The sequence below is a fragment of the Spirosoma fluviale genome, assembly GCF_900230225.1.
Lineage (GTDB): Bacteria > Bacteroidota > Bacteroidia > Cytophagales > Spirosomataceae > Spirosoma > Spirosoma fluviale.
Window position 1 is genome coordinate 26,058 of the sequence record NZ_OCNH01000004.1, and the last position, 20,585, is coordinate 46,642.

Genomic DNA, 20,585 nt, shown 5'->3' on the forward strand with positions numbered 1-20,585 from the left:
ATCATAATGATTTTATCGTAAATAAGATAAACTCAATAAATTATCCAATAAACTATACATACAGGCGAAAGTCGAGCCTCTTTTATCCAACACGTTATTCTAACTCCTACTATACCGGATACTTAAAGCCGTTCATAACTATTGTGGCAGCCTCTATCAACAATTACCTCAAAGACTCTATTTCTGACCCATTACGCACGATCCGGATCACGGAGGTAGTTGCCACGGGATACCCCGAGAACGGCTATTCGTATCGCGGAAGGATTCAGGCACAAAATGCAGCCGGAACGACTTTAGGCGAACAGTACCTACAAACAAGGCGCAAACCCGAATGGCTTGTCAATGGCCACCTTCAGGGGTATAGCGACCTTCTGTTAAGCCTTCAATACCGGCATGAAAATGATCAGCATTGGCAAACCATTGCTCCGGTAGTAATTCCACTGCCTACACCCGCCAATGACCAAAGTAGTACCGATACATACTTACCTTTGCGGGGCTGGGATGAAGCTCCTCACATGCAGGTGCGCATCCGACTCACTAAAGAGCAGGCTGACGACCGCGTCGGGATTTCATTCATGCATTCAACAAACGATATAGATCAGCCTTCGGTAACAGGTTGCCCATTCTTTGCCCACAAAACACCCACTGCTCCGCCGGTAGGCCCTGAACCCTCACTACCCGGTAAGCCCGATGAATCAATACACCCTGTTCTGCTAACGGCACCCGAGCAGGTGCTCGTGAAAGACAATTGGAATAAATTTCTGGCTTATCAGGATATGCTCATCGAACTCTTCGTGGAGCGTCTGCTGCACGAAGAGCCGGAACTCATCAACCACTTTGGCGACGCCATTGACCTGGTGCCTACCTACTTTGCCAGCCTTTTCGATGTGAGCGTTCGGCAGCTTATGCCCCATACGGAGCAAATTCTGCGCGAAAGCTACCGGGGCACGTACCCAAAGCCCCCGGAGGGCTATATATCGGTAGACGAGTATGTAGCTCTTCTCGCCGACCTGGGTATGCGGCCGAATCACTGGCTTACTGCCCGCCGGGTATGGGTCTGGGTTCTAAATCAGGTACCGCATCTGGAAGATTATGACCGGGAAAACCTTAACAAAGGCAACGGCTCGGCCATGTACCGTTTTTTTACCGGAGCCATCCTCATCCCCGCGCTGAATGCAACCCGGCAGTATACAGAGGCTCTTACACCCGACATGATCCGCCTGATGCGTCAGGTTGGCGACCAGCTATCGGCAGACGCCCGCGTTATTGGAACAGACTTCTACCACGCGCTCTTCCAAACACATCCCGACATCATTCCTTACTTTAACCGAACCGACATCGATAGCCTGACGGAGCATTTGATGCAGGCCGTTGGTTTTCTGGTACGGTCGCTGGCCAGTGGGGTCGACATTACGAAGGAGTTACGCGAGCTGAGCCAGATCCACACCAACTTCTCGGTACCACCCGATGCCTATCCCAAACTGGTTGAACCACTGCTCACGGTTATGCGCAAACACGTGCCCGGTTTCAGCACGGAGCAGGAACATGCCTGGGTAATTCTCCTGAACCGGGTGACCAACGTACTGCGCCAGCCGATGATCAACCAGCAACGGATACTGACGCAGGCAAAAGAGTACATAGACCAGATCAGTGCTGAACTCACCTGGGATACGGTCGATTATGAACGACGGTGGGAAGAAATCAAGCGGGAAATTCTCGCCACCGGGAGTTATACGCATACCTACGAAGAACTGGCCTACGGTGCCCAGCTCGCCTGGCGGAATGCCTCCAAATGCATCGGGCGGATTTCGTGGCGTAACATGATCGTCCGCGACCTGCGTCACGTTACCGATCCCGACGAGATGTTTCGCGAATGTGCCGAACATCTGCGCATGGCTACCAACGGCGGCAATCTCCAGATTGTGATGAATGTGTTCCGCCCCAAAAAACCAATGGAGCGCTGGGGACCACGCATCTGGAACAGCCAGTACATCCGCTTTGCGGGCTATGAGCAGGCCGACGGGACCGTACTCGGCGACAAAGCCAATGTCAGCCTGACCAAAACCCTCCTTCGGCAGGGGTGGGTACCCCCCACCGAGAAGACAGCCTACGACACCCTGCCCCTTGTGATCGATGTGCCCGGCCAGTCCCCCCGGATGTATCAGTTCAGCGACGACGATGTACTGAAGGTACCCATTGAGCACCCCAACTACCCAGCCCTGAACTCGCTGGACATGAAATGGTGTGCCATTCCTGCCATTGCCAACTTCCGAATGGACATTGGCGGGATTCAGTACGGCTGCATTCCCTTCAATGGCTGGTTCATGGAAACTGAAATCGCCCGCAACTTATGGGAAGAGGGTCGGTACGAAAAAGCAGAGTCCATTGCCAAAGCCCTTGGCCTGGATACCTCCAGCGAACAAACCCTCTGGCGCGACCGGGCTTTTCTGGAACTGAACGTGGCGGTACTGCACTCGTTCTCCAAAGCGAAAGTAACTCTGGTCGATCACCAGACGGCGGCCCGCCAGTTTCTGACCCACGACCAGCGCGAAAAACGGGCCGGTCGCGAGTGCCCCGCCCAGTGGTCGTGGGTAGTGCCATCGGCGGGCGGGAGCGTAACGCCGGTCTGGCATCACGAAATGCGCGACTTCTACCTCAGCCCTTCCTATCATTACGCGGCCGACCGCTGGGTTGTTCTTAACGACGAAGCGACGGGTGTAAATGAAGCACTGGAAACGGACGTATTGGCCGTAAATCGGTCGAGCCACACGCACCGCCCCGACCGGGCCAGTGCTCCGGCGCATCGACCGCGCCGTGTGCTGATCCTCTACGGCTCAGAAACCGGAACTGCCGAACATTTTGCCCATCGAACAGCCCGTCGGCTGAACCGCTTCCAGCCACGGGTGATGGCCCTCGATGAGTACGATGTGGAGCAACTACCTCAGGAAGATCTGTTGCTGGTCATTACCTCCACTTTCAGAGAAGGGCATTTGCCGGGCAATGCCCAGAAATTTTACGCCCGAATTCAGGCCTTGCCCCAGGGCATGTGCCGTGACGTAAGCTTTTCCGTCATGGCGCTGGGTAGTACTGTTTACCCCCATTTCTGCGCGGCAGGCACCGCCCTTGATCGGGAGTTGGCCCGTATAGGCGGCAACCGGGTGATCATGATGCACAAAGGCGATGAAATTAAAGGGCAGGCCAATACCTTCCGGCAATGGCTCGACCTTGTTGCCCGTTTACTGGGCGAAGACCCAACCAGCACAGACCTGTCTGCCTCGGCTGACCCAGCCCTGAAGGTAACCTTTATAGCACCGGATCAGGTACCCGCAACAGCCCATGAAGACCGGGTTAAACAACAACCCGGCTACACCGTTCCGGTGCTCGCCAACCGCGAGTTATTGAAAGAAGTTATCGTTGGCAGCCGGTCAACCCGATTTATCGCCCTCGACATCAGCGCCGTAGGGACCACCTACGAAACCGGCGACCATGTAGCAATATATCCGCACAATCCGCCCGCTTTTGTTCACCGGATCATTGATCGGCTGAATATTGATGCCGATGCCTGGTTCATAACTCCGCCGGTTAACGAAAATAAGGGAGTGATTCAGGGAAATCATGTGTATACAAAGCCGGTGCGGGTGTGGCAGGTGCTTACCGAAGATGTCGACCTTACCGTGCATGAGCCGCTCGATGACCTACTCAGGGTACTGCTAAAAACAGCAACTTCCCCCGTCGAGAAAAACCGGCTCGAATCGTGGCTGGAGGTACTCAACCACACACAGGAGGATAACGAGGCCGTTACTGCCTTAAAAAAATACATCACCGACACCTTTCTGACGGTTACGGATTTGCTGGATGATTTCCCATCAGCCCGATTATCGTTCGGCCAGTTACTCGACGTACTGCCCCGGCAAAAACCGCGCCTGTATTCCATTTCTTCCTGTTCGCTGGTGCATCCGACCGAAATTCACCTGACTGTTGGTGTCGTTCAGATCACGACCGATGCGGGCAAGAACGTTACCGGTTTGTGTTCCAATTATTTAGCCCAACTGGACCCCGTGCAGGGCGATACCGTCCGAATAGCCATCCGTTCGTCGGGTTTCCGTCCGCCATTGCTCCCACAGGCGCCCATGCTCATGGTGGGGGCAGGTACGGGTTTATCCCCCCTTGTGGGGTTCTTACAGCATCGGGAAGTGCAGCTTCGGGCCATGCACGAAGCCAGCTACGAACAGCATAACGGAGACGATACCATTACCCCATTACCCGCCCATATTGGTCACGCCCGCCTGTTCTTCGGCTGTCGTAACTTAAATGATTACCTATACCAGCAGGAACTCGAAACCTGGCACGAAGCGGGGGTACTCACCCACCTGGACGTCGCCTTCTCGCGGCTCGACGACGAAAAAATTTACGTGCAGGACCTCATCGGGCAGCGCAGTAAAGACTTATGGGATGTACTGTCGCAACCCGATTGCCATTACTACATCTGTGGCGATGGCCAGATGGCCGACGACGTCTTTGAGGTGCTGATGACCATTGCCAAAACCACGGGTGGCCTGTCGCACGCCGAAGCGGTCAACTTCTTCCGACAAATGCAGGCCGAAAACCGATTTGTAATGGATGTATGGGGTGTACTAATCAACGTACGCAACTCCCTCGCCGAGCTTCAGGAAGCAAAATACACTCAGGGAGAACGCTGGCTGGAACGAGTGTCTGTGTAGAGTCATTGTCCCCACGGCCGGGCTGGTTTACCAGGGTCAGGTCGTGGGGTACTAATATGAACGTAGTTTATTCGGGCGTATAGCCATACTTCTCCTGGCGGATCTTCAGCCACTCTTTTACGGTTCCGCCCTTCGAGAAATGCTCATCTTCATCTTCTATCTCCTGATCCCATTCGTAATCGACGGCAAACCGCCCCTGCGCCGAAACAGTCATCTGCACGCTATTCGTCGGCGGGTTTCCGTCGTTAGTCCGGTTAACGAAGAGAAAGGGAAGTGCTTCAAGTACCTCATCGGGGAAGTCGGTCGACAACACCTGCGCTTCGCCGGACGCGTCGAGGTACGTCCCATCGCATTCGGCTTCGTGGCTCGATGCCAGGTAACGGATATTGAGTTCGGCTATCGTCCAGGGTTCGGTAATAAGCTCCTGCATGGCCGTTGCCACTAGTTCGTAGATTAGTTCGGTCTTCATTGGTTTTACAGGCGCACGGCTACCAGAATAGCATCTTTTACGCATCGTTCGGCCGAACGCTTTTCGTACGCCTGCTATAGTAACACCGTTTTTGGCTAAAGTATTCTATTCAGTTACTGAAGTAGCGTAGCCTGGACGCCCACGTCCGGGTAAGCGCGAAGCTATAAAATACCCCTTCACGGCTTTGTTGCTTTCAGAATAAAATCGACGATTGGTGCTGGATTGGGCAGGCTGTGCGGGTGGTGCCCGATACCGGGTTTGTGAATCACCTGAATTTGACCACCCAGCGCTTTTACCTTCTGTTCGAAAGGTGCGGTATTTTCATCGACCGGAACAACATCATCAGCATCGCCCACTACGTGCAGCATGGGGTAGCCGCCCTTTACGATTTCGGCCACTTTATCCATTGGGTTGCCGGCAAACGCCAGAGCCTGTTCTTCGGAAATCAGCCCGTAATCATTTTTAAAAATAACCCAATCGGCGGGACTACCCTTGCCTTTCCCCTTCCCGCCGGGCCAGCTTTTCAAATCCAGCACTGGCGCATCGGCATAAATACAGGCAACTTTTTCGGGGTTTTCAGCAGCCCAGTTATAGCTATAAACTCCCCCGCGACTCAGGCCTTCCAAGGCTACTTTAGGTGCCAGACCAGCTTTTGTCGCGAAGCGATAAAATGTATTCCAGGCGGCAACAGCCTGAGCGTTGCCAAACAGTTCGGCTACATCACAATACACCAGGTGGAAACCACGATCGAGCAGGGCAATATCCGTCTGGGGTTCGTGGCCCCAGAAACGGGCCCGCCATATCCAGGGCAAGCCGTTAGCGGCAAACCGGGGTTTAACCACTTTACAGGCCCGTCCGGCGAGGGTAAAATCAGCGCAGTCGTACCCGTAGAATGACGAAATCGATGCCGGTTGAGGTATTGCCGCGAAGAAATCAAATCCCTTTACTTCCTCGCTGGTCACCGCTTCATGGAGTCGTCGGGCAATGACCGAGGCACCCAGTGAATCGGGGTGCAGCTTGTCGGGAAAATAATCGGGGTGATCAATGGTCAAAGCATGTAAGTCGATCAACGCACATTTTTCCTCAAACGCAACCTGTCGAATTCGGGGAATGATCAGCGACGAAATCGCCTGTTCCGTTTGGCGGGTGGTATCCGTCAGAAACGAAGCTACGGGCAGCAACAGGACAATACGCGGGTGTGTTGGCAGTGATTTAAAGGACTGAATCAACTGCCGGTAATCCGGAATAAATTCGTCAATTTTCAGCCGGTAGGGCAACCGGCTATCGTTGGTACCCAGCTTTATAAACACCAGATCGGGTTTGCTGGCCAGTGCTTCCCGGTAGGCTGAGGTGGTTGTGTAGGCATTGTCGACACTACGAATGACCGTTTTGGAACTCACCCCAAAATTCATCACCTCGTACCTGTCACCCAGGAGTTTCTGCAATTGGCCGGGATACGAATTCTGCGTCCGATTGGGTAACCCATGCCCGAAGGTAATGCTGTTGCCCACGCACGCGATCCGCACCTTGCTCTGCCCCTGAACAACTGCGGGTAACAGCAGATAAGGTACTACCAGCAACAGGTACGGGAGAGAGCGTTTCATAAAGTCATTGGTTAGGTGGTATCCGCAAACCCGGGCGACGGGTTGTCTTAATTCGGTTTTGCCCGGTCGAAGTACTGCCGCATGAACAGCATCTGGTAAGTTACGGCATTGGTCCAGTAGTTCCAGTTATGGCCACCGGGGCGGGTAATGTAGTCGTGGGCGATGTTCCGCTCCAGTAATTTGTCGTGAAGGTTGTTGTTGACCCGAAAGAAAAAATCCTCGGTGCCGCAGTCGACAATCAGCGACAGCGCCCCCGGTGTGAGCAGATGCAGCATATTGATGACCGTGTTCTGTTCCCATCGCTCCGGAAACTGCGCGTAGGTACCTAATCGTTTGGCCATATCCCAGTTGTTGGGAAAAGGCCGAATGTCGACCCCGCCACTCATGCTCCCGGCGGCTCCAAAAACCAACTGGTGCTGGAACGCCAGATACAGTGCCCCGTGACCGCCCATGCTCAGGCCCGTAATGGCGCGGCCCGACCGGTTTTTGATGGTTTTGTAATGCCCGTCGACCCAGTTCACCAGTTCATCGGCCACGTAGGTTTCGTATTTGAACGACGGATCGGCGGGACTATCGAAGTACCAACTGCCGAAATTCCCGTCCGGGCAAACGATAATGACCTTGTGCAGATCGGCCTCACGACCAATATTGGGTACTTTTTTAACCCAGTCGCTGTAGTTACCGCTATAGCCATGCAGCAGGTACACCACCGGAAACGCCTGCCCGGCAGAATACGAATCGGGCGTAATGACCACTGCTTTAATGGTCTTTTTCATGGATGCGCTATACGTGGCGACGGTATCTACGGTAGCCGCCTGAACAGAAAAATGAACGAAGGCCAGCAGGCCAGCCAGGAAAAAGGTACGCAAGGATTGCATGAGGGTAAACAGGAAATAAATACAGCGCCAATATTACGCTAAAATACTCTTAAGGAATGTTAAAAGCTTCTCTACTAACGCTGGCGGGACTAAGCACCTGCTAAACGACTCGTTGCTAAGCATCAATATTAAAGAACTTATCATTAAAGCCGCTTTACCCAAACTGGTCTGGGTATGTGAATTGACAAACCCAGCATTACTCAAACAGGATCATGCATTTGGTGTTGTTATTCTGGATGCAACAGAAGCGGACACCAGTGATCAAAATGCGTTAATTTTTTTCGCTCTCACCACAAAAAATCATTGGTTTTGCGGACTCAACTCCAGAAAATCATTTTCTCCCAACAGGAGGTCGGGTCCAGCCGTTTAACCGGTATACGAATAATTTAAACTAACCCTGCGCGGCTGCCGACCGGCTCAAGGCAAAAAGGAAAGCCCCTTCATCGCAACGAAAAGCAGCCCAAATCATATTGAATACCTGATGACAGGCAGTAGACCCTATATATGAAAGCAGCCTGTGAGGGCTGCTTTTTTTGTATCCGGAATCTGCGTAACGTTGTGATTAGCACGTTATTCGTTTCGCCATGCCATCTCCATCAAGTAATACCACGAAAAAGGACACAACGCCAATACCGTTTACTCCACTAGGTCAAATAGCTCTTTCCATATCGGGTGGCGGGTTTCGGGCGGCTGCCTTCGGACTGGGCTGTCTGTCGTATCTTAACCGATGTAAGTTAACTACGGCTGATGGAAGCAGCATTAGCCTTCTGAAACGGGTTTGTTTTATCGCTTCTGCTTCTGGCGGTAGTTTTGTAAATCTGCTCTATGCTAAATACCTCTACGAAGGGGAATCAATTGAAGGGGAGGCATTTCAAAAAACATACATACGATTACGCGATTTTATGCATGGCGAAACACTATTGAATCGTGCCATGTGTATACTTGAAACCGATGATCATTGGCATCAAACTAGTCATCATAAGCAACGAAACTTAATTAATGCGTTCAGTTTAGCTTATGACGAATTATTCGAAAAGGCAAATTTTGGCTTATTCTGCGACGCTGAACATCAGAATGTACTAAAACAGATATGTGTAAACTCCACAGAATTTCAGAATGGCCTGTCATTTCGGTTTCAAAACATTGATGGGGCAGGTCGTACGGGTTTAATTGGAAACTTTGGGCTTTCCCTACGTTCTGACTGTCTGTCTACAATTCGCAAATTGAAATTAGCCGATATTATGGCTGCTAGTTCTTGTTTCCCGGCAGGTATGGAGCCCATCATGTTTCCTCGTGATTTCTTGCATCAAATGCTGACTGAGGGTGAGCTGCGAGGAGCTATACGTAGTCGAGAGGCCATTACAGAAGCTACCGAACTGGTGATGATTAAAAAGGGAAAGCTCAAAAATCAATCAATTTCTGATACGGACCTAAACGCCGAGGCCGAAGAAATAAATAGTATGAATTCAGAGAATTTACCTGGATCCATGCTACCTACTGACTTTTCGTTTGGGTTAATGGATGGCGGCATAAATGATAATCAGGCTATTAGCTCATTGATGTTAGCAGAAAAGCGCTATCGCGGGAAAAATAAACAGCCAGGTTTTGATACGTTTATAGTCTGTGATGTCAACAGTCGATATATATCCGCTTACAAATTGCCAGACGAGCCCTATAACGGTTTAAATCGTTTTTCAATACGGGCTTTGTCCACAGGGTTAGCCTTGTTACTGGCAGGATTTTCATTGATTATCTATTGGTTTATACCCTCAGACGTGTGGCGGTTTGGGCTAATAGGGGCGTGTACTTCGCTATTATTACTGGAGGTAACGGTTATACTGTGGGCCTGGATTAAATTTAATACAGCTGGAGGAGGCACATGGGGCGAGGTATGGCATCGTTACAAAGGATACTTTTTTACAATTCCCTTAGGCACGGTTAAGCAAATGCTGTCAGCTCGAATTAGCTCAGTGGTACTACTGGCCGGAGATATTATGATGAAGCAAATTCGACGTCTTATATTCGACAGTTTTTATGAAAACGATAAATGGAAAAACCGTCGCGTTGCCTCTTTCCTCAATGCACTAACTCGTAAGACTCTTCCTTTAACTAATCTTCGTAGCGAACATGAGACGGGGCATAAGGGGCCTACTCCTTCGGTAAAGATGCAGGATTGTGCTGATGCTGCAAGCCAAATGGATACGACACTTTGGTTTAACGGGACTGATTTTAAAGATAACATTCGGGATCAACTCATTGCAACCGGGCAGTTCACTATGTGTTACAACCTACTGCGTTACCTCGATCAGATAGAGAATCTTAACGAAATCCCACAAGATTATAAAAAACATCTTGGTACACTTAAAGAGCAATTAAAAAGCGATTGGGAAACGTTTCAGGAAAACCCGGTACAGTTTGTACCGCCTGTGTGTCACAATTCCCTTGACCGTATTCACACAAGTACAGGGTCAACTTTTGCGCAACCAACATCTGGCAAGGCTCCTATTTCTCAAAATCAGGACACTATCAGCAAACCTTGAGAAAGGTTTAGCTGTAAAACAAACAAGCCTCCAGTAATTAACTTACTGGAGGCTTGCCACTAAAATTAGTAGTCCCGACGGGAATCGAACCCGTATCAAGCGTTTAGGAAACGCTTATTCTATCCGTTGAACTACGGAACCAAAATGAAAACCTATAAGGTTTCAAAAACCTTATAGGTTTGTCAGGGCGCAAAATTGCCAAAAAACCATCAACCCGCCAAACCGTCGCCGTACTCCTCGGCCGATTCTGTTAAGGGTACGTTGACCCAGTTGGGGTAAATGAAGAAATGTTTCTCTTTCACCAGCGAATAAAGCAGTTCCCGTAGCTCACCAACGTTCTCGCCAGTCTCGGCGGAGATGAACGCTACGTAATCCGCTTTTTGAGCCAGATACGTTTTCTTGAGGTACTCCAGAGCAGTTTTTCGCTGCACGGCCATGGGGATCAGCACCTCTTCTCCACCCTCGAACACCTCATCCTCTTCCGGCAATTCAGCTTTTTCCGTCCAGGAAGCTTTGGGTGAGAACCGGTCCATTTTATTGAAGACCAGCACCATAGGTTTGTCAGCCGCTTTGATGTCGGCCAGCGTTGAATTGACGACTTCGATCTGCTCCTCAAAATTCGGGTGCGAAACATCCACAACGTGTACCAGAATATCCGCTTCGCGCACCTCATCGAGCGTCGATTTGAACGACTCGATAAGCATCGTAGGCAGTTTGCGAATAAACCCGACCGTATCGGTCAGCAGAAACGGAATGTTGCCAAGGGTCACTTTGCGCACCGTCGAATCGACCGTAGCGAAAAGCTTGTTTTCGGCAAATACATCCGCTTTCGCCAGCGTACGCATCAGCGTCGATTTTCCGACGTTGGTATACCCCACCAGCGCTACCCGTGCCAGACGGTCACGTTCCTTTCGGCGGGTCACGCTCTGCTTGTCGATCTTGGCGAGTTTTTCCTTCAAAAAGGCAATCCGGTCTTTCACAATCCGGCGGTCCGTTTCAAGCTCTTTCTCCCCCGGTCCACGCATACCAACGCCCCCTTTCTGGCTGGTCAGGTGACTCCACATCCGAGTCAGGCGAGGATACATGTACTGGTACTGCGCCAGTTCGACCTGTACCCGCGACTGGGCCGTTTGCGCCCGCATCGAGAAGATGTTCAGGATGAGCAGGCTCCGGTCAAGGACTTTAACATCCTTGAAGCTATCTTCCAGATTCCGCACCTGTGAGGGCGACAGGTCATCGTCGAAAATGACGCAATCGACCGGGTTGTCGAGAATGAACGTCTGTATTTCTTCCAGCTTACCTTTACCAACGAACGTCCGGTTGTCGGGATGTTCGAGTTTTTGGGTAAACGTTTGAATCGTATTAACGCCCGATGTTTCGGCCAGGAAAGCCAATTCGTCGAGGTATTCTTTTGTCTGTTCAGCCGTCTGCTTTTGCGTGATCACCGCTACCAGAATAGCGGTTTCGGCTGGTTTATGTGTGTCGACCATGTAGTTTCGTAAGGGTTATTGAGGGTTATCGCAGGTAACTGATAAACTGAATTTTGCGTAAAAAAACGATACCCCTGTAAGTTATAACGGGCCTGATTCGGTAAAAGTTTCGGCACGGAAAGGCCCGCTTATTCGGCCGAAACTTGGCTTCAAGGTGGGTCAACAAACGCCATATCTTTAAGATATAGCGTTTGTTGAGGCCCTATCAGACTTACACCTGCACGGTTTTCCAGCGTCCCCGACGGAAAACCCAGATAGCCACACCGGCCAGCAACGTTTCACTGATGGCCACCGACCAGAACACGCCCGGAGGCCCCCAGTTCAGGGTATGCGCCAGTAGGTACGCCAGCGGGATTTCAACAACCCAAAAACACACTATGTTAATGATTGTTGGGGTACGGGTGTCGCCAGCCCCGTTCAACGACTGGCTAAGCACCATCCCGTAGGCCATGAACAGATAGCCAAGGCAAAACACCCGAAGGCATTCGACGGCTATTTCTACCACACGGACGTTATTGTCGAACAAGCCGACAATGGGCGCAGCACCCAGAAAAAACCCTGCGCCAACGGCCGCCAGAAAGAGCATGTTGCAGAAAGCGGCCCGCCAGGCGGAAGTTTCGGCACGTTCGGGCTGACCCGCCCCCAGGTTCTGCCCCACCAGCGTAGCGGCAGCGTTAGCCAGCCCCCAGGAGGGTAGAATCGTAAACACAATGATGCGGATCGCAATGGTATAGCCCGCCACCACATCGCTGCCGAAGGTCGACAGGATACGCGTCAGGAATATCCAGCTGGCCGATCCGACCAGGAACTGGCTGGTCCCCCCAACAGCGATACTTAACAGGTTTCGGATGATACCCGCGTCGGGTGTAATGTCGGCCCGCAACACCTGGATAACCCCTTTTACCCGCGTCAGGGCGTAGAGTTGATACAACACGCCAATGGATCGACCAATGGTCGTTGCCACCGCCGACCCCATTACACCCAATGCAGGAACGGGACCCAGTCCGAAAATAAAGACCGGACAAAGGACGATATTGACGCCATTGGCTAACCACAGCGACCGCATGGCAACGGAGGCATCGCCCGAACCGCGCAAACAGCCGCTCAGGGTATACAGCAGCACAATGGCCGGAGCACTGGCAAAGATCATGCGCGTAAACCCGACCCCGTTGGCAATGAGCCGGGCATCGCCACCCATCAGCCGCAGGATGTCTTCGGCACACACAAAGCCGATTCCGCCAATCAAAATCCCCATCGTCAGGGATACCAGAATTACCTGCCCCACGGCCGTACCGGCTCCCCGCTGGTTATTCTCTCCAACCCGGCGAGACACGAGTGCGGTTGCGGCTGTACTTAAACCAATGGCTATGGAATAAACGATGGTCAGCACCGACTCCGTAAGGCCCACCGTAGCGATAGCTTCCGTCCCGATTTTGGCTACGAAGAAGACATCGACAACCGCAAACAGCGATTCCATTACCATTTCCAGAATCATGGGAACGGAGAGCATGAAGATAGCCCGATTGATGCTGCCGGTTGTAAAATTGGTTTCTGTACCGCGCAATGCGGCCAGGAATAACCGAATGAATTTGGTCATTGAAACAAAGGGAAGTGCAACAGCCCAGCGGCTATTGACAGCGTATGAATGAGGTAAAAATGAGAATGGCTACCAAACGCACCAATTGCGTCATAGGCGACGTATGGGCTGGTGGCAGAGACCAGAGAAGAAGTAAAAACCGCGTAGGTTTTTAAGCGAGGAAAATCATCGGCTTTATCGAACCGCCAGCAGCGGCTACTGTTAAGGATGCAAACTTACGGTTTTCTTCTCCAGAAAACCAAAAGCAGTTTAGTTAACGGTAAGTTGGGAACACTGCCAACTGAAACGGTACCACCCCCAACCCCCTCCTAAAACAGGAGGGGGCTAAAACAAGTATACCCTTTGGAGGAGCCCCCTCCTGTTTTAGGAGGGGGTTGGGGGTGGCACCTTTTCGTACACGACCTGCACAAAGCCCGTTTCGAACGATTCTGACTTTATGAGTTTGAACGGTGTTTCTACGGCGTCCGGGCCGAAAAGCGGAATACCAGCGCCTAAACTGACCGGTGCCAGCGTGATAATGAACTGGTCGATCAACCCGGCGTTGAGCAGAACGGTGTTTAATTGCCCGCCACCCACTAACCAGATGTCCTTTCCGGGTTGATTTTTCAGGTGCGCTGTAAATGTGGCCGGGTCTTCCTCAACATACCGGATGAAGGCTGTATCGGCCTGCCCGCGCTGACGGCTGAACACATAGTTTGTTTTGTCAGGATACGGAAAGTCACCTCCGAAACCCAGTATGGTTTGATAGGTCGCATTGCCCATCAGAGTTGTATCGATAGTGGCCAGGAAATCAGCATAACCATAATCAAGCTGATCTGGATTGGGAACCGACTCAAGCCAGTCAACGCGGCCATCAGCACGCGCAATGTAGCCGTCGAGAGAGGTAGCGATGTATAAAATGAGCTTTCGCATGGCAAACTAAACCGAACATTTCTAGTTAGACAAAAATGGACTCCGCTACACGCACGATCAATGATATAGCTAATTTATTAAAAAAAGAGCTGTCTGTTCATCACTATCCGGCAGAAGAGCAGGGGGGCGTTTATCATCCGTCGGCGCAGCCGGTTCAACGGATTGGGTTAGCCCTGGAGCCGTTTCCGGGTCTGGCAAAATGGGTGACGGATATGGACCTCGACGCCCTGTGGCTGCACCGCCCCTGGCAACTCGACCTGACGCATTTACCGGCCGATGTGGGTGTTTTATCCCATCACCTTCCCTTCGACGAAACCCTGACCGTAGGGTATAACACCCACTTGGCCAGCCAGTTGGGAGCGCTCAACCCGCCGGAGCCATTAGGGTATAAATCAGATACCGCCACTAAAGAACCCTTACCCAAACGCCCAATCGGGATGCTCGTTGATGTGCCCGAACAGGAGTTTGACTATTGGCTGACTGTCGTTAAAGATCATTTTGGGGGGTACGACCGGGCCGAAGCGGGGCATGGTTCTACGGGCTGGCATGCCGATAGCTCCCGAATTGCGGTAGTAGGTGCCATGACAGATGCCCTCGTTCGGGAAGCCGCCGACCGGGGTGCCCATCTGTATTTGACGGGAGCTTACCGAAAACCGGGTCAGCAGGCCGTCGACGAAACCGGCATTGCGGTGATTGCCGTGGGGCACCGCCGGTGTGAAGAATGGGGGCTGGATGCCTTGGCAACTCTACTGCGTGACCAATGTTCGGTCGACTGCGTAGTACATCATCAGCCCCTGGTTATCAGAGGATAACAGACCTATTTACAACATATCACGTGGATCATCGGCAATGCGCGTATTATCGTAGAACGTATCCATCAGGGCCATATCTTCGTCCGAAATGGCAAAATCCAGCACATTGAAATTCTCCTGAATTCGCTCCCGTTTAACCGACTTAGGAATGGTAACCACACCATGCTGCAGCGACCACCGGATCAGGAGCTGGTAAGTAGACTTCCCGTATTTTTCGGCTAGTGTAACCAGTTTGGGATCATCTGCTTTTTGGCCCCGAACCAGGGGTGCGTAGCCTTCGGGCTGAATAGTTTTCTGGCGGCAGTAGTCTATCACCTCGGGTAGATAGCAATACGGGCTAAACTCCATTTGGTTGATAGCCGGGGTAATGTGCGCCTGGGTAAGTAACTCGTCAATATGATTTGGGTAGTGGTTCGACACGCCAATGGCTCTGGCCCGCCCTTCCGAATAAATTTTTTCGAGCGCCCGCCAGGTTTCGTGACGATGCTCTTTTACGGGCCAGTGAATCAGGTAGAGGTCAACGACGTCGATGCCCAACCGGTCGAGGCTTCGGTTAAAGGCCCTCAGGGTACGGTTATAACCCTGGTCTTCGTTCCAGACTTTGGTGGTAATGAAAATGTCGCTTCGGGGAATACCGCTGGATCGTATGGCATCCGCCACTTCACGTTCGTTACCATAGGCAGCCGCCGTATCAATTAAACGGCACCCTACTTCGAGCGCGCACTCAATGGCCGACTGCACTTCATCATTCTGTTTGGGCGCATAGACACCGAGTCCCAACAAAGGCATTTCAACCCCATTATTAAGTGTGGTATATGGTATACTCATCCGGTAGGTTGTTTTCATATATCTAAGTATATAATAATGAAAAATACGAGTAAGATGTTTCAGAAAACCGACAATAAGATAAGCAAACTTGATTGGACATTCCATCGTATGTTTGCTCAGCAGTCTCATACTCCCATCCCTTTAGGCGCTTATGCAATTATTGTACCTGATTGCCAGCCTTGTTTTTATTAGTCAATCTTTGGCATGGTCACAAACCGCTTCGTCGTCCGGATCCATGCAGTATTCGGCTGAAGTTGGTGGGTTGACTGCGTCGGATGCCCAAAATCCGTTCTGGTTACGTGCCAATCAGTACGCCATTACGCCCCTGCATGGTTCCTTTGCCACGGTTCGGCTAGGGCTTGCCCGTGCGTATAAACCCAGACCCGATTCCAGTTCAGGAAAAAAGTCGCGGTTTGATTGGGGATTTGGCCTCTGTGCCGTTGCCAATGCAGGTCCCCGCGCTGCTTCCGGCCAACCGGTAATCCTTCTGCCCGGTGCCTACGTGAAGGTTCGTTACGGCGTTTTTGAACTGTATGGCGGTAATCGTCGGGAGGTAGCTGGACTGGGCGATACGCTCCTGACATCGGGCTTTGTGGCCTGGTCGGGCAATGCCATGCCGTTCCCCAAAATTCAGCTGCATACGCCTGATTTTGTGCCAATTGGCTTTACCAAAAAACTCCTGTCGTTTCGGGTTGGCTACGCGCACGGCTGGCTCATCGACGCCTACATAAAGGATAGCTATCTCCACCAGAAATACCTGTACGGGCGTATCGGCAAGCCAGACTGGCGTATCCGGGTGTATGCCGGGCTGAACCATCAGGTGCAATGGGGTGGCCACGCCGACTACCTGATTGGTACACCTTTGGCGGTGAACGGAAGCCTCTCCACTTCCTTTCAGGACTACCTGTCGCTCGTAACGGGCCGGTATCCGGATGCACTGGAAAATGACCGTTTCACAAGTTTCGACGGCACAAACCGGCTGGGCAACCACGTTGGCAGCTATGACATTGCCGTAGAATGGAGCGGGACTGAACATAACTGGCTTCTCTATCATCAGCATATGTACGACGATGCGTCGGGGCTGGCGTTGCAGAATGTGCCCGATGGCCTGATCGGTCTACGGTACCTGAATCGGTCGAAAACCAGCTCCCGATTTCGATTTCAGCGCATTTTGCTTGAATGGCTGAGTACCACCAATCAAAGCGGGCCAACCTTCGATCCGGCTGCGCGCTATCAGGGCGCGGATAACTACTTCAACCACAGCCAGTACACCCAGGGCTGGTCGTATCGGGGGCGTACCCTGGGGACCCCGTTTATCATGCCACGGCCCGAGCTGGCACCAGAGATCGGAAACACCTACGGCGGAAACGGCTACTATCCCAACAACCGGGTTGTAGCCTGGTATGCAGGTGCCACGGGTGCGTTCCGACGAGGCCCTACCCTGACGACCCGCCTGTCGTACAGCCGGAATTTCGGTTCTTACAAACAGCCTTACCCACAGGTGTTTCACCAGTTTTCCGGCTTACTGACAGCCCAGTGGCCAATTAATTACTGGGCTGGCACAGTGCTTACAACCTCGATGGCGGTAGATCGGGGCGACCTGTTGCCAGCTAGCATTGGCGGTTTTCTGAGTGTAAAAAAGGTGTGGTAAACGCGGTCCGGCTATCCATTGGTTATCGGTCCTGATGAGTTTTTTAATCAAATTTTAATCTTCGCCAATCCGTTTGGCGCGTAGTCACGTATAGTCAAATGCAGCGACGAACGGCTGTGTTCTGCTTACTTTTCAACGCGAAAAACTATGATTACGCATTACAGAAAAACGCTTCGACTCTTTATTGGACTAATGGCGGTCGGCTCCTTACTAACGCTAAACGGTTGCCAGGACCACCGGCTATCGCCCGATTCCTCTAGCCTGCCCGATGCCACCATTTATGCCCTCAACGATGCCAATCAATTGGTACGGCTAAACATCCGGACGCCTAATGCGCCAATGGCAACAACAACCATCACCGGTCTGGCATCCGGGGAGCGAATCCTATCTATTGATTTCAGACCCGCCACGGGGCAGCTTTACGGCGTCAGTAACATGAGTCGCCTGTTTGTCATCAACACCGCAACGGCAGAAGGACGCGCCCTAACCACTACCGCCTTTACCCCGGCCGTGGCCGGTTCGGTGGTTGGTCTGGATTTCAACCCAACCGTTGACCGCATCCGGCTGGTAACGAACACCGGGCAGGATTTACGATTGAATCCCGAAACCGGCACCGTAGCCGCCATCGATGGCAACATCAACGGGGCTCCCGGGGCAATGATTGCGGAGGTTGCCTATACCAACAACCGGGCAGGTTCAACCACGACCACCCTCTACGACATCGACCCCGCAACGGATCGGCTATACATACAGAACCCACCCAACAACGGTACACTAACGGACGTTGGCCCATTGGGGTTAGACATTACGGGGTCGGCGGGTTTCGACATCTCGCCAACCGATAACACCCAGGGATTGGTAGCGGTCACGTTCAACGGCGCTTCGGAGTTACAGCAAATCAACCTCTCCACGGGGCGATTGCAGAAATTGGGCAACCTCCCCGGCACCATTATTGGTCTGGCCATCCCAACCGAACCCGTTGCCTATGCTCTTGACGGAACCGGCAACCTGCTCATCTTCAACCCCATGAGCCCCGCTCCCATAGCCAAGGCACTCACGGGACTTCAGCCCGCCGAAGTGCTTTACGGGATTGACTTCCGACCCGCAAACGGGCAACTGTACGCCATTGGCAGCAGCAGTCGGCTATACACCATCAACACCTCCAACGGGGCGGCAACGCTGGTAGGTACGGGTCCGCTGAGCACCCTGCTATCAGGAACGGACGTTGGCTTCGATTTCAACCCCACCGTCGACCGGATTCGGGTCACGACAACGACCGGGCAGAACCTGCGGCTAAATCCGAACGACGGCGCGGTTGCCGCCGTAGATGGCCCGCTCAATCCGGGAACCCCTGCGGTATCGGCTTCGGCCTACACGAACAATTTCGCGGGTGCTACCACCACCACGCTGTATAACCTCGACATTCAGGGGGCTTCGGTCATGCTTGTCCAGCAGAATCCACCGAACAACGGCACGCTGGTATCCGTAGGTTCATTGGACTTCACAGCCGAAGCAGCCAACGGGTTTGACATTGGCGGAACATCGGGCACCGCCTACGCGCTGCTTCGGGCTAACGGTACGACCCAGTTGTATACGATCAATTTAACGACCGGCTCGGCCACGGCGGGCGCATCGCTGCCCGGTAACCCGACAATTCGCGGCTTTGCACTCGGGCTAGGCTTCTAGTCCGTTTAGCGCACAATCACGTACCGAATTACCCTATAATTCTTATACTCCTGGGAATTGTACAGCATGGCTCAACTCACACGACCATGCCGTACAATTATCAGGAGTATAATTTTATAAAGATAATTTATCCTATCGTCAAATAATTAGTAGACTTTTCAAAGAATTAATAAAACCCTTTGCGGTTTAGAGACCCCCTCATTGACTTAGCTTGTAGAAACCATTACTACAGAGTCATGAGTCGGAAGACGTTCAGACAACTCCTGGAGAAGTACCTGCGGGGCGAATGTACACCACAGGAGAAGCAATTTGTTGAACACTGGTACGGCCTGCTGGAAACGGAAACCGGCGAATCGGGCGGGGAACTGAACATGGACGAACTCGAAGGGCGTCTCTGGAATCAGATCCAAAAAAAAATGGATACCGGTGAAGAACCTGAACAGGGGCGCGTCAGACCTCTGCACGCCGTTCGGTACCGCTGGCTGGGCGTAGCGGCTTCCCTCCTGCTCATTGGCGGCTGGTTTTACGTCAGCCAGCCCATTCGAAATTTGCTGCCCGGTCAGGCGCTGTCGACGGATGAGCAGACCGGCTGGATTGACCGGTCCAATACATCGGCGCAACCCATAGAGGTCCGGCTGGAAGATGGCAGCCTCGTTCAGTTATCCGCCAAGAGTACTCTTCGATTCCCCAAACACTTTGCCGCCGACAAACGCGCCGTTTTCCTGACCGGCGATGCCTTTTTCTCGATTCAGAAAATGCCCTCCCGCCCGTTTTATGTACACACCGGCGAGGTAATCACCAAAGTATTGGGTACGAGTTTCTTTGTCCGTACCGAAGCCGAATCGGGAAAGGTGCGGGTTGAAGTGGTTACCGGCCGGGTTACGGTATACAAACAGGATTCGGAGAAACAGACGTCGGCGAACGGGGTCTTCTTAACCCCCAATCAGGCCGCCACCTTCTTTGCCGACGAGCAGCACTTTGTAACGGGCCTCGTGGATGCGCCCAAAGTGATCCCGTCGACAGAAGCCGAGAAAAAAACCGTTTCGCTGGTGTTCGACGATGCGCCGTTGGCGGATGTGCTGACGCAGCTTGAACAGACGTACGGAATTGCTATTGAACTGGAGAACGACCAGCAGAAAAGCTGCCCGCTTACGGCCAACCTGACCGATCAGCCGCTGTACACGCAGCTGGATATTATTTGCGCAGCCTTGAAATCGACCTATAAAATTCAGGGGACGACCATCTTGATCAGCGGAAAAGGCTGTACCGAATAGTTGCCCCGACAATCAATTTCTAATCCACTTTTCCGCTTCTATGCCTATGAACTAATCCTTTCAAGTTTCCCGGGACTATTAAAAAAAGACGCTGGTCATGCGTCAACATGAACCAGCGTTACT

13 protein-coding genes and 1 tRNA gene are annotated in these 20,585 nt (G+C 52.2%); 6 read left to right on the forward strand and 8 right to left on the reverse strand.

Going from position 1 to position 20,585, the window contains the following annotated elements; translation table 11 throughout:
• Positions 1 to 143: 143 nt before the first annotated feature.
• Positions 144 to 4,721 carry a nitric oxide synthase oxygenase gene (locus CRO74_RS21455; RefSeq protein ID WP_097128788.1) on the forward strand — a complete coding sequence of 1,526 codons (4,578 nt, stop codon included), beginning with the start codon at positions 144 to 146 and terminating at the stop codon, positions 4,719 to 4,721.
• A 67-nt stretch (positions 4,722 to 4,788) separates the two neighbouring features.
• Here CRO74_RS21455 and CRO74_RS21460 read toward each other — a convergent pair whose 3' ends face one another.
• The 3 genes from CRO74_RS21460 to CRO74_RS21470 all read right to left on the reverse strand — a co-directional run bounded on the left by CRO74_RS21460 (position 4,789) and on the right by CRO74_RS21470 (position 7,672).
• On the reverse strand, positions 4,789 to 5,190 hold the full coding sequence (locus tag CRO74_RS21460) for a hypothetical protein (RefSeq protein ID WP_097128790.1): 402 nt from the start codon (positions 5,188 to 5,190) through the stop codon (positions 4,789 to 4,791).
• Between the two features lie 176 nt (positions 5,191 to 5,366).
• A complete protein-coding gene (locus CRO74_RS21465; protein ID WP_097128792.1) occupies positions 5,367 to 6,794 on the reverse strand; it encodes a GDSL-type esterase/lipase family protein in 1,428 nt (475 codons plus the stop codon).
• A 47-nt stretch (positions 6,795 to 6,841) separates the two neighbouring features.
• A complete protein-coding gene (locus CRO74_RS21470) occupies positions 6,842 to 7,672 on the reverse strand; it encodes an alpha/beta hydrolase (RefSeq protein WP_097128793.1) in 831 nt (276 codons plus the stop codon).
• Positions 7,673 to 8,256: 584 nt separating this feature from the next.
• On the opposite strand from CRO74_RS21470, the gene CRO74_RS21475 reads away from it, so the two are divergent.
• Entirely contained in the window at positions 8,257 to 10,212 is a 1,956-nt protein-coding gene (locus CRO74_RS21475; RefSeq protein WP_097128796.1) for a hypothetical protein, read from the forward strand.
• 69 nt (positions 10,213 to 10,281) lie between these two features.
• Here CRO74_RS21475 and CRO74_RS21480 read toward each other — a convergent pair.
• From CRO74_RS21480 to CRO74_RS21495, 4 genes are all read right to left on the reverse strand, one after another.
• Positions 10,282 to 10,353, reverse strand: a tRNA-Arg gene (locus tag CRO74_RS21480).
• Positions 10,354 to 10,421: 68 nt separating this feature from the next.
• Entirely contained in the window at positions 10,422 to 11,702 is a 1,281-nt protein-coding gene (gene hflX / locus CRO74_RS21485; protein ID WP_097128798.1) for a GTPase HflX, read from the reverse strand.
• A gap of 211 nt (positions 11,703 to 11,913) precedes the next feature.
• Positions 11,914 to 13,299: an MATE family efflux transporter gene (locus tag CRO74_RS21490; RefSeq protein WP_097128800.1), complete on the reverse strand. Its 1,386-nt coding sequence runs from the start codon at positions 13,297 to 13,299 to the stop codon at positions 11,914 to 11,916.
• 363 nt (positions 13,300 to 13,662) lie between these two features.
• Positions 13,663 to 14,211, reverse strand: a complete 549-nt coding sequence (locus CRO74_RS21495) for a dihydrofolate reductase family protein (RefSeq protein ID WP_097128803.1) — start codon at positions 14,209 to 14,211, stop codon at positions 13,663 to 13,665.
• Positions 14,212 to 14,246: 35 nt separating this feature from the next.
• Here CRO74_RS21495 and CRO74_RS21500 point away from each other — a divergent pair, with 35 nt between their 5' ends.
• Positions 14,247 to 15,023: a Nif3-like dinuclear metal center hexameric protein gene (locus tag CRO74_RS21500; RefSeq protein WP_097128804.1), complete on the forward strand. Its 777-nt coding sequence runs from the start codon at positions 14,247 to 14,249 to the stop codon at positions 15,021 to 15,023.
• A 9-nt stretch (positions 15,024 to 15,032) separates the two neighbouring features.
• Here CRO74_RS21500 and CRO74_RS21505 read toward each other — a convergent pair whose 3' ends face one another.
• Positions 15,033 to 15,869, reverse strand: a complete 837-nt coding sequence (locus CRO74_RS21505) for an aldo/keto reductase (RefSeq protein WP_097128806.1) — start codon at positions 15,867 to 15,869, stop codon at positions 15,033 to 15,035.
• Between the two features lie 133 nt (positions 15,870 to 16,002).
• On the opposite strand from CRO74_RS21505, the gene CRO74_RS21510 reads away from it, so the two are divergent.
• The 3 genes from CRO74_RS21510 (at position 16,003) to CRO74_RS21520 (ending at position 20,462) form a co-directional block, all read left to right on the forward strand.
• On the forward strand, positions 16,003 to 17,502 hold the full coding sequence (locus CRO74_RS21510; protein ID WP_097128808.1) for a capsule assembly Wzi family protein: 1,500 nt from the start codon (positions 16,003 to 16,005) through the stop codon (positions 17,500 to 17,502).
• Between the two features lie 147 nt (positions 17,503 to 17,649).
• Positions 17,650 to 19,188 (forward strand): DUF4394 domain-containing protein, encoded by a 1,539-nt coding sequence (locus tag CRO74_RS21515; protein WP_097128810.1) that lies wholly within the window; start codon positions 17,650 to 17,652, stop codon positions 19,186 to 19,188.
• Positions 19,189 to 19,424: 236 nt separating this feature from the next.
• Positions 19,425 to 20,462, forward strand: a complete 1,038-nt coding sequence (locus CRO74_RS21520; RefSeq protein ID WP_097128812.1) for a FecR family protein — start codon at positions 19,425 to 19,427, stop codon at positions 20,460 to 20,462.
• Positions 20,463 to 20,585: the final 123 nt, after the last annotated feature.